This is a genomic window from Pseudomonas sp. LPB0260, assembly GCF_013388395.1.
Window position 1 is genome coordinate 1,101,160 of sequence record NZ_CP058247.1, and the last position, 13,295, is coordinate 1,114,454.

General features: G+C 68.2%; 13 protein-coding genes. 5 read left to right on the forward strand and 8 right to left on the reverse strand.

Annotated elements, in window-relative coordinates:
- The first annotated feature begins 92 nt into the window (after nucleotides 1-92).
- The 4 genes from LPB260_RS04700 to LPB260_RS04715 all read left to right on the forward strand — a co-directional run bounded on the left by LPB260_RS04700 (nucleotide 93) and on the right by LPB260_RS04715 (nucleotide 3,558).
- Nucleotides 93-764 (forward strand): haloacid dehalogenase type II, encoded by a 672-nt coding sequence (locus tag LPB260_RS04700; protein WP_208707479.1) that lies wholly within the window; start codon nucleotides 93-95, stop codon nucleotides 762-764.
- A gap of 195 nt (nucleotides 765-959) precedes the next feature.
- Nucleotides 960-2,606, forward strand: coding sequence for a Na/Pi cotransporter family protein (locus tag LPB260_RS04705; protein ID WP_208707480.1), 1,647 nt, complete (start codon nucleotides 960-962; stop codon nucleotides 2,604-2,606).
- Between the two features lie 116 nt (nucleotides 2,607-2,722).
- Nucleotides 2,723-3,328, forward strand: coding sequence for an RNA polymerase sigma factor (locus LPB260_RS04710; protein WP_208707482.1), 606 nt, complete (start codon nucleotides 2,723-2,725; stop codon nucleotides 3,326-3,328).
- Nucleotides 3,322-3,558, forward strand: coding sequence for a hypothetical protein (locus LPB260_RS04715; protein ID WP_208707484.1), 237 nt, complete (start codon nucleotides 3,322-3,324; stop codon nucleotides 3,556-3,558). The genes LPB260_RS04710 and LPB260_RS04715 overlap by 7 nt, the downstream gene beginning before the upstream one ends.
- Before the next feature lie 34 nt (nucleotides 3,559-3,592).
- On the opposite strand, the gene LPB260_RS04720 is transcribed toward LPB260_RS04715, so the two are convergent.
- The 3 genes from LPB260_RS04720 to LPB260_RS04730 form a co-directional block, all read right to left on the reverse strand.
- A complete protein-coding gene (locus LPB260_RS04720) occupies nucleotides 3,593-6,166 on the reverse strand; it encodes a TRAP transporter permease (protein WP_208707486.1) in 2,574 nt (857 codons plus the stop codon).
- 129 nt (nucleotides 6,167-6,295) lie between these two features.
- Nucleotides 6,296-7,267, reverse strand: coding sequence for a TAXI family TRAP transporter solute-binding subunit (locus LPB260_RS04725; RefSeq protein WP_208707488.1), 972 nt, complete (start codon nucleotides 7,265-7,267; stop codon nucleotides 6,296-6,298).
- A gap of 178 nt (nucleotides 7,268-7,445) precedes the next feature.
- Entirely contained in the window at nucleotides 7,446-8,408 is a 963-nt protein-coding gene (locus tag LPB260_RS04730) for an NAD-dependent epimerase/dehydratase family protein (RefSeq protein WP_208707489.1), read from the reverse strand.
- Between the two features lie 156 nt (nucleotides 8,409-8,564).
- On the opposite strand from LPB260_RS04730, the gene LPB260_RS04735 reads away from it, so the two are divergent.
- Nucleotides 8,565-9,677: a DUF5924 family protein gene (locus tag LPB260_RS04735; RefSeq protein ID WP_208710049.1), complete on the forward strand. Its 1,113-nt coding sequence runs from the start codon at nucleotides 8,565-8,567 to the stop codon at nucleotides 9,675-9,677.
- Here LPB260_RS04735 and LPB260_RS04740 read toward each other — a convergent pair.
- The 5 genes from LPB260_RS04740 to LPB260_RS04760 all read right to left on the reverse strand — a co-directional run bounded on the left by LPB260_RS04740 (nucleotide 9,659) and on the right by LPB260_RS04760 (nucleotide 13,083).
- Nucleotides 9,659-10,888: a nucleoside recognition domain-containing protein gene (locus LPB260_RS04740; protein ID WP_208707491.1), complete on the reverse strand. Its 1,230-nt coding sequence runs from the start codon at nucleotides 10,886-10,888 to the stop codon at nucleotides 9,659-9,661. The two genes, LPB260_RS04735 and LPB260_RS04740, sit on opposite strands and share 19 nt — an antisense overlap.
- A gap of 143 nt (nucleotides 10,889-11,031) precedes the next feature.
- Nucleotides 11,032-11,196, reverse strand: coding sequence for a DUF1328 domain-containing protein (locus LPB260_RS04745; RefSeq protein ID WP_208707492.1), 165 nt, complete (start codon nucleotides 11,194-11,196; stop codon nucleotides 11,032-11,034).
- Between the two features lie 76 nt (nucleotides 11,197-11,272).
- Entirely contained in the window at nucleotides 11,273-11,503 is a 231-nt protein-coding gene (locus tag LPB260_RS04750; RefSeq protein ID WP_208707494.1) for a hypothetical protein, read from the reverse strand.
- Nucleotides 11,504-11,715: 212 nt separating this feature from the next.
- A complete protein-coding gene (locus LPB260_RS04755; RefSeq protein WP_208707496.1) occupies nucleotides 11,716-12,150 on the reverse strand; it encodes a PA2169 family four-helix-bundle protein in 435 nt (144 codons plus the stop codon).
- Nucleotides 12,151-12,246: 96 nt separating this feature from the next.
- Nucleotides 12,247-13,083, reverse strand: a complete 837-nt coding sequence (locus LPB260_RS04760; RefSeq protein WP_208707498.1) for a BON domain-containing protein — start codon at nucleotides 13,081-13,083, stop codon at nucleotides 12,247-12,249.
- Nucleotides 13,084-13,295: the final 212 nt, after the last annotated feature.

Below are 13,295 nucleotides of genomic sequence, written 5' to 3' on the forward strand. Positions count from 1 at the left end.
ACCGACCACCCGCGATCTGCGACCAATGGCCAAGTGTCGCCTGCGGCTGACTCTGCAACCCTGAAGCCGGATTCACAACCGAGGTATTGCCCATGACTCCCTGCCTGGCCTTCGATGTCTACGGCACCCTGATCGACCCCAGCGACGTCACCCGCCAGTTGCGCACATGGCTCGGCGAGCAGGCCGAGGACTTCTACCAGCGCTGGCGCGACAAGCAGCTGGAATACAGCTTTCGCCGCGGCCTGATGGGCGCCTACGTGGACTTCTCCCAGTGCACCCGCGAGGCCCTGGCCTTCACCTGCGCCAGCAGCCAGGCGCCGCTCGACGCCCAGGCGCAACAGCAGCTGCTGGACGCCTGGTCGAGCCTGCCGGCCTTCGCCGACAGCGCTGCCGGCTTGCGGCAGCTGCAGCAGCAGGGCGCGCGCCTGTACGCCTTCTCCAACGGCAGCCACCAGGCGGTCAGCGCCCTGCTGCAGCAGGCCGGCCTGGCCGGGTATTTTCAGGATGTCGTCAGCGTCGAGGAGGTGCGCAGTTTCAAGCCGGACCCGGCGGTGTACCAGCACCTGCTGAGCCGCACCGGCAGCGCGGCCGAGGCCACCTGGCTGGTCTCCAGCAACCCCTTCGACGTGCTCGGCGCCGGCCATGCCGGGCTGCGCACGGCCTGGGTCCGGCGCAGCGCCAAGGCGCGGTTCGACCCCTGGGGCACAGAGCCCGATCTGCAGGTCGCCAGCCTGGAGGAATTGGCCGCGCGCCTGGCCGACTGAACATGCCGAACGGCGACCCGCGGCTGGCGCCGCGGCCATTCGCCGTCTACAGCTTAAGAAGGGGCCGGTAGAAAACCATCAAGGCCATATCAATCACCTGCCCGGCGTGTCCGCCACCGGTTCGAGGCCTTTGCCCAGGTGCGCCACATCCGGTTGTTGCCCGTATTTGGGCGACCCAAGACAGGGAGATGCACGATGCTGACCCTGCTCAATCTGTTATCGGCCGTCGCCCTGCTGATCTGGGGCACCCATATCGTCCGCACCGGCATCCTGCGGGTGTACGGCTCGAACCTGCGCAAGGTACTCAGCCACAACGTCAGCCGGCTGCCGATGGCCTTCGCCGCCGGGATCGGCGTGACCGCCCTGGTGCAGAGCAGCAATGCCACGGCCCTGCTGGTCACCTCCTTCGTCGGCCAGGGCCTGATGGCGCTGCCGCCGGCCCTGGGCATCATGCTCGGCGCCGACGTCGGCACGGCGCTGATGGCGCGGGTGCTGACCCTCGACCTAGGCTGGCTGTCGCCGCTGCTGATCACCCTCGGGGTGATCTTCTTCCTCTCGCGCCGGCAGACCCGCGCCGGCCAGCTCGGCCGTGTGAGCATCGGTCTGGGCCTGATCCTGCTGGCCCTGGAGCTGATCGTCAGCGCCGCCACGCCGATCACCCAGGCCCAGGGCATCAAGGTGCTGTTCGCTTCGCTGACCGGCGACCTGCTGCTCGACGCCCTGGTCGGCGCGCTGTTCGCCCTGATCTCCTACTCCAGCCTGGCGGCCGTGCTGCTCACCGCGACCCTGGCCGGCGCGGGCCTGATCAGCCTGCCGGTGGCCATCGGCCTGGTGATCGGCGCCAACATCGGCAGCGGCCTGCTGGCCTTCCTCACCGCCAGCCTGCAGACCCCGGCCGGCCGGCGAGTGGCCCTGGGCAGCCTGCTGTACAAGCTGATCGGCCTGCTGCTGGTGATCCCCATCCTCGGCACCCTGGTCGACTGGCTGGACAGCCTGGAGTGGAGGCCGGCGGAGCTGGTGATCGGCTTCCACCTGTTCTACAACAGCCTGCGCTGCGTGCTGATGCTGCCCAGCGTCGGGCCCATGGCGCGCTTCTGCAACTGGCTGCTGCCGGACCGCCCCGAGGACTCCGGCGTGGCCAGCCCGCGCCACCTCGACCGCACCGCCCTGGCGACGCCGAGCCTGGCCCTGGCCAACGCGGTGCGCGAGACCCTGCGCATCGGCGACCTGATCGAGACCATGCTGCGCCATCTGCTGGAAGTGCTGCGCAGCAACCAGCCGGCCCTGAGCAAGGAGCTCAGACGCCTGGACGACGATGTCGACGCGCTGTACAGCGCGGTCAAGCTGTACTTGGCCCAGGTGTCCCGCGACGGACTCGGCGAGCGCGACAGCCGGCGCTGGGCGGAGATCATCGAACTGGCGGTGAACCTGGAGCAGGCCGGCGACATTATCGAGCGCATGCTCGGCAAGGTGCAGAACCAGAAGACCGCCCAGCGCCACTCGTTCTCCGAGAGTGGCCTGGAGGAGCTGGCGACTCTGCACGCGCAGCTGATGGCCAACCTGCGCCTGGGCCTGAGTGTGTTCCTTTCCGGCGATGCCGAAAGCGCTCGCCAGTTGCTGCGCGAGAAGCGCCGCTTCCGCGCCCAGGAGCGGCGCCTGGCCCACGCCCACGTCGGCCGCCTGCACCGCCAGGTGGTGCAGAGCATCGAGACCAGCGCCCTGCACCTGGAACTGATCGGCGACATGAAACGCCTCAATTCACTGTTCTGCAGCAGTGCCTACGTGGTGCTGGAGGCCGGCGAAACCGGCGCGCTGAAAGCCGAGGAGCCCGTCGGCGAATAGCCGGCGCGCGGACCGAAGGTGTAACAAGGGCCGCTGCGTGCCCTCGAATATCAGGACGGGTCGAGTCCAGCCGTACCGCCCGCCCTCTGCGGCAGTGTCCTGCCCAGGAGGACCCGATGGACAACGAGCAAGAGCTGATCCGCGGCATGCAACGGGGCGACCCGCAAGCCTTCGAGGCCGCCATCCAGGCCCATCACCATTTTCTCGTGCTGATGGCCACGCCGCTGGCGGGTCCCGAGCTGGCCAAGGATGTGGCGCAGGAGACCTGGATCAAGGCCTTCGCCGCCATCGAACAATTCCAGGGCCGCTCCAAGCTGCGCACCTGGCTGGCGCGCATCGCCCTCAACGAGGCCCGGGCGATGCTGCGCAAATACAAGCGCGAGGTGACCTGGGACGCCTGGGGTGCCGACGGCGGCTCACCCATCGAGGGCCGCTTCAACCGCGATGGCAGCTGGACCCGGCCGCCGATCCGCTGGCACCACGACTCGCCGGAGGCCCTGCTGACCGAGGAAGAACTCTACCAGTGCATCCGCGAGCACCTGCACAAGCTGCCCCACGACCAACAATCGGTGGTGCTGCTGCGTGAGGTCGCCGGCCTGGACTTCAGCGAAATCGCCCAGTCGCTGAAGCTGGCCGAAGGCAACGTGCGCGTGCTGCTGCACCGCGGACGCCAGCGCCTGCACGCCATGCTGGAGCACTTCGAGGAGGTAGGCACATGCTGAGCTGCCAGGAAATGTCGGAACTGGGGTCGGACATCATCGACCGCCGCCTGGGCTGGCGAACGCGCCTGGCGGTGCTGATGCACACGCGCAAGTGCGATCGCTGCCAGCTGTATCTCGATCAGCTGCGGCTGACCTCGGAAACCTTGCGCCGACTGCCGCTGGACGACGAACGGGTGGACAGCGCGGCGATACTCGCCGCCAGCCGCAAGAACGCCGAGCCGGGCGCCTGAACCGGCGCCCCCTTGCGGGGCGCCGGGTTGGCACTCAGACGCCGCCGGCGCCAGGCGCAGAAGGCTGCCGCCGCCGGCGTTGCAGCCAGATCACCAGGCCGAACAGGGCGAAGCCCGGCAGCCACATCAGCTCCTTGGCCCAGCGCTCGGTCGGCGCCCGCACCACCAGGATCTGCTGGTCGAACTCCAGCCCCGCCTCGGCCGCCGGGCTGCCGAAGGCGACGCTGTCGATCAGCACCTTGTCGCCGTCCTCGTAGGTCAGCAGGCCCAATGCCTGCAGGCGCTCGGCGCCGCTGGCGCCGTCCGGCACCGCCAGCAGCAGGGCGAACTCGCGCGCATCGCCGACCGCATCCTCACCGCGAATGCGCAGGCGCAGCTGGCTGCCGGCCTCGACATCGCCCAGCGCCTGCTCCAGCTGCGCCGGCGGAATGTCGCGGTAGGGGTCGTGCAGCAGGTCCATCCAGAAACCCGGGCGGAACAGGGTGAAGGCCACCAGGAGGAGGAGCAGGCCCTCGTACCAGCGGCTGCGCACCAGGAAGAAGCCCTGGGTACCGGCGGCGAAGATCAGCATGGCGCAGGTGGCAACCAGGAAGATCAACAGGCCGTGCCAGAAGTCCACGTCGATCAGCAGCAGGTCGGTGTTGAAGATGAACAGGAACGGCAGCGCCGCGGTGCGCAGGCTGTAGTAGAAGGCGGTGATGCCGGTCTTGATCGGATCGCCCTTGGACACCGCGGCGGCGGCGAACGAGGCCAGGCCCACCGGCGGGGTGACGTCGGCCATGATGCCGAAGTAGAAGACGAACAGGTGCACCGCGATCAGCGGCACGATCAGGCCGTTCTGCTGGCCCAGGGTGACCACCACCGGCGCCAACAGGCTGGACACCACGATGTAGTTGGCGGTGGTCGGCAGGCCCATGCCCAGCACCAGGCTGAACACCGCGGTGAGCATCAGCATCAGCAGCAGGTTGCCCATAGACAGCAGCTCGACCAGGTCGGCCAGCACCAGGCCGACCCCGGTCTGCGACACCGCGCCGACGATAATCCCCGCCGCCGCGGTGGCGATGCCGATGCCGATCATGTTGCGTGCGCCGGCCAGCAGCCCTTCGCGCAGGTCGACCAGACCATCGATGAAGGTGCCGTGCTCGTGCAGGCCATCGGTGCGCATCCAGCTCAGCAGCGGGCGCTGGGTCAGCAGGATGATCACCAGCATGACGCTGCCCCAGAAGGCCGACAGGCCGGGCGACAGGCGCTCGATCATCAGGCACCAGACCAGCACCACCACCGGCAGCACGAAATGCAGGCCGGAAAGCAGCACCGCGCGGGTCTGCGGCAGGGCGTCGAGGGGCGCGTCCGGGTCTTCCGGCTCCAGCGGGGCGACGCTGGCGGCGACCTTCAGCAGGCCCAGGTAGACCAGCGCCAGTAGCGCGCCGATGCCCTCCAGGGCGTAGTCGCCGAGCGCCGGCTTGAGCCAGCCGAGGCCGTAGTACACCGCCAGGGACAGGCCGCTGATCAGCGCCGCGCCGAAGGCGAAGCCGGTCAGGCGACGCAGCCAGGGCTTGGGCTGGTGGCCGCCGATCGGCTGCAGGCCGAGCTTGAGCGACTCCAGGTGGACGATGTAGAGCAGGGCGATATAAGAGATCGCCGCCGGCAGGAAGGCGTGCTTGATGATGTCGACATAGGGCATGCCGATGTACTCGACCATCAGGAAGGCCGCGGCGCCCATCACCGGCGGCATGATCTGGCCGTTGACCGAGGACGCCACCTCGACCGCGCCGGCCTTCTCGGCGGAGAAGCCGGTGCGCTTCATCATCGGGATGGTGAAGGTGCCGGTGGTGACCACGTTGGCGATCGACGAGCCGGAGATCATCCCGGTCAGCCCGGAGGCGACCACCGCCGCCTTGGCCGGGCCGCCGCGCAGGTGGCCGAGCAGGCTGAAGGCCAGCTGGATGAAGTAGTGGCCGGCGCCGGCCCGCTCGAGCAGGGCACCGAACAGCACGAAGAGGAAGACGAAGCTGGTGGACACGCCGAGGGCGATGCCGAACACCCCCTCGGTGGTGATCCACTGGTGGTTGGCCAGGGCGGTGAAGCTCACCCCGCGATGGGCCAGCAGGCCGGGCATATAGGGACCGGCCAGGCTGTAGATCAGGAAGATCAGGGCGATGATCGCCAGCGGCGGGCCGAGGGCACGGCGGGTCGCCTCGAGCAGCAGCGGAATGCCGATGCAGGCGGTGACCAGGTCGGCGGTGGTCAGGCTGCCAGGGCGCTGGGCCAGGTCCTGGTAGAAGATGAACAGGTAGGCGGCGCTGGCCGCGGCGACCAGGCCGAGGGCGATATCCACCAGCGGTACGCGCTCACGGGGCGAACGCTTGAACGCCGGGAAGGCGAGAAACGCCAGCAGCAGGGCGAAGGCCAGGTGAATGGCCCGGGTCTCGGTGTTGTTGAGCACGCCGAAGTTGAAGATGAACGGCAGCGGCGAAGCGATCCACAGCTGGAACAGCGACCAGAGCAGCGCCAGGCCGGCGATCACCCGGGCCATGGCGCCCTCTGGGGTGCGCGCACCGACGTCCTGGGCGATCAGTTCTTCGGTGGACAGTTGCTTGTCATGCATGGGTGCAACCTGCATTCGGGAGGTGAAAAGAACGGCAAAACCCGCGGCCTGGCGGCGCGCGGGCTTGGTTCAAGCTTAGTCAAGATTGCCGCCCGGACGCTGCCGGGCGCGAGCGGGCGAGCGCTGCCGTTACAGCCAGCCGCGTTCCTTGTAGTAGCGCACGGCGCCTTCGTGCAGCGGCGCGGTGAGGCCGACCGTGATCATGTCCTCGGCCTTGAGATCGGCGAAGGCAGGGTGCAGGCGCTTGAAGCGGTCGAGGTTGTCGAACACCGCCTTGACCAGCTGGTAGACCACTTCCGGGTCGGCCTTGGCGGTGGTCGAGAGGACCGCCTTGCCGCCGATCGACGGGGTCGCGGCGTCATTGCCCTTGTACAGCCCGCCGGGGATCTCGGCCTTGGTGTAGTAGCTCTTCTCGGCCAGCAGCTTGTCGATGTCCGCGCCGGTCACCGGTACCAGCACGGCATCGGTGGTGGTGGTGGCTTCCTGGATCGCGCCGTTGGGATGACCGACGAAGTAGGTCATGGCATCGATGTTGTTATCGCCCAGGGCGGAGGCCTGCTCGGCCGGCTTGAGCTCTGCGGACAGGGCGAATACCGACTTGTCCCAGCCCTTCACGCGCATGATCTCTTCCAGGGTGTCGCGCTGCCCGGAGCCCGGGTTGCCGACGTTGACGCGCTTGCCCTTGAGGTCGTCGAGGCCGGCGATGTTGGCGTCGCGGCGGGCGAGGATGGTGAACACCTCGCTCTGCAGGGAGAACAGCGCACGAATGTCGTCCATCGCGCCCTCGGCCTCGAACGGGGCCAGCCCCTTGAGCGCCTTGTACTGGTGGTCCGACTGCATGACCCCGAGGTTGAATTCGCCGCTGCGCAGGCCATTGACGTTGGCCACGCCGCCGCCGCTGGCCGGGGCGTTGCACTTGATCCCGTGTTCAGTCGCGCCGCGGTTGACGAAGCGGCAGATCGACTGGCCTGCCACGTAATACACGCCGGTCTGACCGCCGGTGCCGATGGTGACGAACTTCTCCTCGGCCTGCGCCGCGCCGCCGAGGGTGATACCCGCGAGAGCAGCCGACAGGACCCATGCGAGGGGTTTGCCTTTCATGGGAATTCTCCTTTTTCTTGATTTCTGGGCCGGGCGCGCCTTCTGGGCGGCACCCGGAACCCAACAAGTCTAACCGCTCGGACAGAATTTGCACGGCCGCGGAGCGTCTAGCACGGCACCGGGCCATGCCCGGCAGTGCTCGCCGTCCGCCGCGAGGCGGGGCCGTCCCCCCGGACAATCAGCCCTGCGCCGCGATGCCCCGGGCCTGGAGAAACGCCACGAACGCCTGGCGACTGGTGTAACGCGGCGTATAGCCGAAGGCCTCCTTCAGTCGCCGATTGGCCAGCAGCGGTCGATAGCGCAGGAAATCCAGTTGCTCGACGCCATGGCGGCTCAGTCCCAGAGGCCTGGACAGGCGCCAGGCCATGCGCAACACCGCGGCCGGCAACGCCCGGTAGGGCTTGCCCAGCAGGGCGGCGATCTCGCGCAGCGACAGGGCGCCATCGCCGGCCAGGTTGTAGATGCCCTCGCACCCTTGCTCCAGACCCTGGCGAATGACGTTCACCACATCCTGATCCCAGATGAAGCCGAATCGACTGTCGTGCCCCTTCACCCCCAGCACCGTGCGCGTGCTGATCAGCTCGCCGACCCGGCTGTCGATGCGTTTGCCGAGGATGCTGCTGGGACGCAGGACCAACTGCCTGAGGCGCGGATGACGCGCCCGGGCGGTGGCCAGCAACAGCTCGATCTCGCGCTTGTGGCGGGCATGGGCGAACGCGCCATCGCCGCGCAGCGGCTGGTCCTCGTCGAGCCATTCGGCGCTCTGCGGACAGAAGCCATAGGCGGCACCGGAGCTGGTGACGGTCAGGTGCTCGACACCATAGGCCAGGGCCGCCTCCAGCAGCGCCTGGGTGCCGCCCACCTCGATGGCGTGCAGTTGCGCCTCGCTCATGGCCGCGGGTGGATTGACGACCGTGGCCAGGTGCAGGATGGCCTGCGGCCGGTAGTCGGCGACGCAGGCCCGCACCTGGGCGGGACGGCCGATATCCAGCCGCACCGGTTCGACATTGAGCTGCAGGCCCTGCAGGGTGACCGGGCGGATGTCGGCGGCGATCAGCATCCACTGCGGATGCTGGATGGCCAGATCGCTGAGCACCTGCTGGCCGATATAGCCCGCGGCGCCGGTGATCAGTACACGCATGCAACCTGCCCTCGCCCGAAAGTGATCTGCCGCACCCGCCGGATCGGCTCCGCGTGCTCACAGCATAGGTCAGGCCGTCGCCGTCCGGAGGTGGCGGATGCAGTATCCTTGGCCCGTCCGTCGCCCTTCGCCGTGAGCCTGCCCTTGCCACCGTCCATGCTCCACCGCGGCATCGCCAAGCTGCCGCGACTCATCGCCCTGATCCAGCGCCACCCGTGGCTGGTGGCGATCTTCGGTTTCGCCTCCGGCCTGGCCAGCTTCCTGCTGGTCGAGCGCCAGGCGCAGCTGGCCAGCGTGCTGGCCCTGGTGATGCTGGTCAGCTGGTTGTGGCTGACCCTGGAGAACCTGCTGCGCGCGAGCATCGCCCGTTGGTTCGGCCTCGAGCTGCCGCCGCCGCTGCTGCGCTACGCGACCCAGCTGATCCACCAGGAGAGCCTGTTCTTCGTCCTGCCGTTCTTCTTCATCACCACCACCTGGAACAGCGGTCAGGCGCTGTTCAGCGGCCTGCTCGCCGGCGCCGCGCTGGTGTCGATCATCGATCCGCTGTACTACCGCTGGCTAGCGCCGCGGCGCTGGCTGTTCCTGGCGTTCCACACCCTGACGCTGTTCGTCGTGCTGCTCACGGCGCTGCCGATCATCCTCAAGCTGACCACGGCGCAGAGCTACCAGCTGGCCCTGGCGGTGGCGGTGCTGCTGTCGTTCCCCAGCCTGTACGGCAGCATCAACGTGGCGCGCTGGTGGCGCGGCCTGCTGCTGCTCGGCCTGACCCTGGCACTCGGCGCCGGCGGCTGGCTGGCGCGCTTCTGGGTGCCGCCGGCGACCCTGTGGCTGACCGAGGTGGCGCTGTCCAGCGAGTTCGACGGCTACCGGCGCGCGCCGGGCAAGCGGGTCAAGCAGCTCGACCTCGAGCAGCTGCGCCGCCAGGGCCTCTACGCCTACGCCGCGATCAGCGCGCCGCGCGGCCTGGACGAGCGCATCTACCATGTCTGGCTGCACGAGGGTAAGGAGATCGAGCGCATCGCCCTGACCATCCACGGCGGGCGCAAGCAGGGCTATCGTGCCTGGACCCGCAAGCAGAACTTCCCCGGCGACGCCCTCGGTCGCTGGCAGGTCCAGGTCGTCACCGAGGCCGGGCAGATGATCGGCGTGCTGCGCTTCCAGGTCCTGGCGCCTAAGGCTGCCGCGCCGTCAGCCGCGCCCGTCGCGCCGACGGACGCGGCCCTGGAGGTCGATGAGCTGGCGCTGCCGGTTCAGCCGAAGAACCAGTAGCACACCGCGACGGCGGCGATGATCCCGCTGAGGTCGGCCAGCAGCGCGCAGCCCACCGCATGGCGCGCGCGCTGGATGCCCACCGCGCCGAAGTACACCGCCAGCACGTAGAAGGTGGTCTCGGTACTGCCCTGCACCGTGGCGGCCACCAGGGCCGGGAAGCTGTCCACGCCGAAGTTCTGCATGGTCTCGATGAGCATGGCCCGCGCCCCGCTGCCCGAGAAGGGCTTCATCAGCGCAGTGGGCAGGGCGTCGATGAAGCGGGTGTCCCAGCCGAGCGCCTGGACCAGCGCGCGCACCCCGTCGAGGCCCATGTCCAGGGCGCCGGAAGCCCGCAGCACGCCGATCGCGCAGAGCATCGCCACCAGATAGGGCAGCAGGCTCTTGGCCACGTCGAAGCCTTCCTTGGCGCCCTCGATGAAGTTCTCGTACACCGGCACCCGGCGCAGCGCCCCCACCAGCAGGAACAACAGGATCAGGCCGAACAGGGTCAGGTTGCCGAGCAGCGAGGACAACGCCGCGAGCGCCGTGGCGCTCATCCCGCCGAGCAGGGCCATGAAGCCGCCGAGCAGCAGCGCCCCGGGAATTAGGTAGGCCAGCACCACCGGGTCCCACAGGCGCAGGCGCTGCACCAGGGCCACGGCCAGCAGGCCGGCCAGGGTCGAGGCGCTGGTGGCCAGGAGGATCGGCAGGAACACCAGGGTCGGGTCGTCGGCGCCCTGCTGCACCCGGTACATGAAGATGCTCACCGGCAGCAGGGTCAGCGACGAGGTGTTGAGCACCAGGAAGAGGATCTGCGCATTGCTCGCCACGGTCTGGCTCGGATTCAGCTCCTGCAACGCGCGCATGGCCTTGAGGCCGATCGGCGTGGCGGCGTTGTCCAGGCCCAGGCCGTTGGCGGCGAAATTGAGGGTGATGAAGCCCAGCGCCGGATGGCCCCGCGGCACCTCGGGCATCAGCCGCGCGAACAGCGGACCGAGGGCGCGCCCGAGCAGATCGACCAGGCCGGCCTTCTCGGCGATGCGCAGGAAGCCGAGCCAGAGGGTCAGGGTGCCGAACAGCACCACCATCACCTCCACCGACAGCTTGGCCATGGCGAACAGGCTCTCGACCATGGCGGCGAACACCGCCGGGTCGTCACCGAGCAGCCAACGCGACAGGCCGGCCACCGCCGCCACCAGGAAAAAACTCAGCCACAGGCCATTGAGCATGATTCATCCCCCCAAACGATGCGGCGGATAATAGCGTGCCTGAGGGCTGCAGGAACGGGGACTGTACGTGGAGGGTGCTGGCGCGCACGAATGGCGCGCCATGGCGGGCAGGCAGGAGCCGGGCAGCGCCCGGCTGCGCGGGCTCAGCCGCGCGGACGGCGGCCGATGATGAAGGAGACGACGAACATCACCAGGAACACCACGAAGAGGATCTTGGCGATGCCGGTGGCGGCCCCGGCGATACCCCCGAAGCCCAGTACCGCGGCGACGATGGCGATGATCAGGAAGGTTATGGCCCAGCTAAGCATGGCGGTTCTCCTCTTGGCTTGTTGCTACTTCAGGGCGGGCCGGCGGTGCGCCATGGGCGGCGCCGCCGACGCCGGACTAGAACACCCAGCTGCGCTGGCGCGGCATTTCGCGCGGCTCGGGCAAGCGCCTGATGCGGTCCACCTCGGGCGCCTGGCGCACCGGCAACAGCGCGGCGCTCGGCTGTGGCCGCGACTGCCACTGTGGCCGGGTATCCAGGCTCTGTTCGCCGACCAGCAGCAGGATCAGTGCGGCGCCGGCCAGCAGGCCCTTGCCGATCAGGGCAACGGATAGGTTTCGGCTCGTCATCTTCAAGCTCCTTGTCGTCGGCGGGGGCTCGTTGCAGAGCAATCGTTGCAGCCGGCATGCCAGCCGCCTATAAAATAAAAGACAAACAAATTCAGATACTTATAAAAAATAGGGATCGGCGGAATCGGGCATCTTGCAGGATTGGCCGATGACCATCGGGCGTTTTGCACGATGGCCGGGCCGGCCGGGACCTCCCTGTCCCGGCCTGCGTCTCACTGCATCTCGTGCTTGAGGCCGCGCATGCGGTCGTGACAGGCGCGCACCTTGGGCATTTCCACCGCGATCAGCGCCTGCACATCCGTCTCGGCACATTCCAGGGCGTCCTCGAAGGCGTGCAGGATGCGATCCTCGGCCTCTTCCAACTGGGCCACGTAGGTCGCCTCCTCGTCGCTGGACAGGGTCGCCCGCGAGTCGGCATAGACCTGGCGCAGCTTGCCCAGCAGGGTGCCGCCGGTGGCCGGCGCCTCTTCATTGGCCGCGACCTTCACCGCCAGCGCCTCGATCATCTGCTGCTTGCTGCGCGACATGTCGCGGAACAGTGCCTGCAGGCGCACATCCTTGACCTCGTCGAGGGCGTGCTCGTAGAAACGCTGGCCGTCGCGGGTGATCTCGATCAGCTCGTTGAGTTGCGCGGTCTTGTTGCTCATGCTGTTTCTCCTGAGTGCTTGGGCGCCGCGCCAGGCGGCGCCGGTTTGCAGTCGCCGGCCGAGGGACGGCCGGCGCGAGTGATGGCGCGTGCCTGGTCAGCTGTCGACGCGCAGGGCGTCGGCGTCCACCCCGCGCACGCCGCGGATGTTGCTCGCGGTCTCGATGGCCAGCTGCTTCTCGGCATCGCTGAGCACCGTGCCGCTGAGGCTGACCAGGCCGTTGTCGGTGGCCACCGAGATGTTCAGGCCGTCCAGATTGCGGCTGTAGAGGAAGCTGGACTTCACCTTGCTGGTGATCCAGGTATCGCTGATCGCCGCACCGGCGTCCTCCACCGCATCCTCGACCTGGGCCGCACTGCTGTCGGCCCGGCTGACGCTGAGGTGGTTGAACACCTCGCGCACGCCCTCGGTGTTGCCGGCCAGGGCCCCGGCCAGCTCCTTGGCCGCCGGCGTCTGGGCGTTACCGCGCAGGGTCACGGCACCGTTCTCGGCGCTGACCTGGATGTCCAGACCCTCGGTGTTGCTGTTCCACAGCAGGCGCGACTTGACCGTGGCCGCCAGGGTGGCGTCGTCAAAGCGCTGGGCCAGGCTCGGCTTGCTGGCGTCCTTGGGCTCGACATCCGGGTCGACCCGCAGCTGGTTGTCGACCTCGCTGACGCCCTCGATACCCAGGGCCAGCTGCGTGGCCAGGTCGCGTTCGACCTCGCTTTCCACGGTGCCGGTGAGGGTGGCGCGCCCGTTCTCCACCTCGACCTCCAGGCTGAACGGATTGAGGTGACGGTTCAGTGCGTAGGCCGTCCAAATCGAGCCTTCCTGCCGTGCCTCGCTGAGCTGGCGAGTCATGTCACCGTCGCCGGCCTGGGCGAGCAGTGGCGTCAGGCCGAGCAGGCCGGCGGTGGCAGTGGCCAGGGCCAGGGATTTCAACTGATGCATGGCGGTTCCTCCATTTTGCTATCCATGTTCGGGCCGCTTGTGGCAGCCGCTACGGATAACATCGCAAGCCCTGTGCCAGCCTTGAACGAACACCAAAACCTATATTTATCAATACGTTAGTAAGCCATCCCTTGCTCCATCGACATGCAGATTGCAAGATTCCCCCTCGTGCACCGTGCAACTTGCAAGACGATCCCTGGACTAATCTGTTC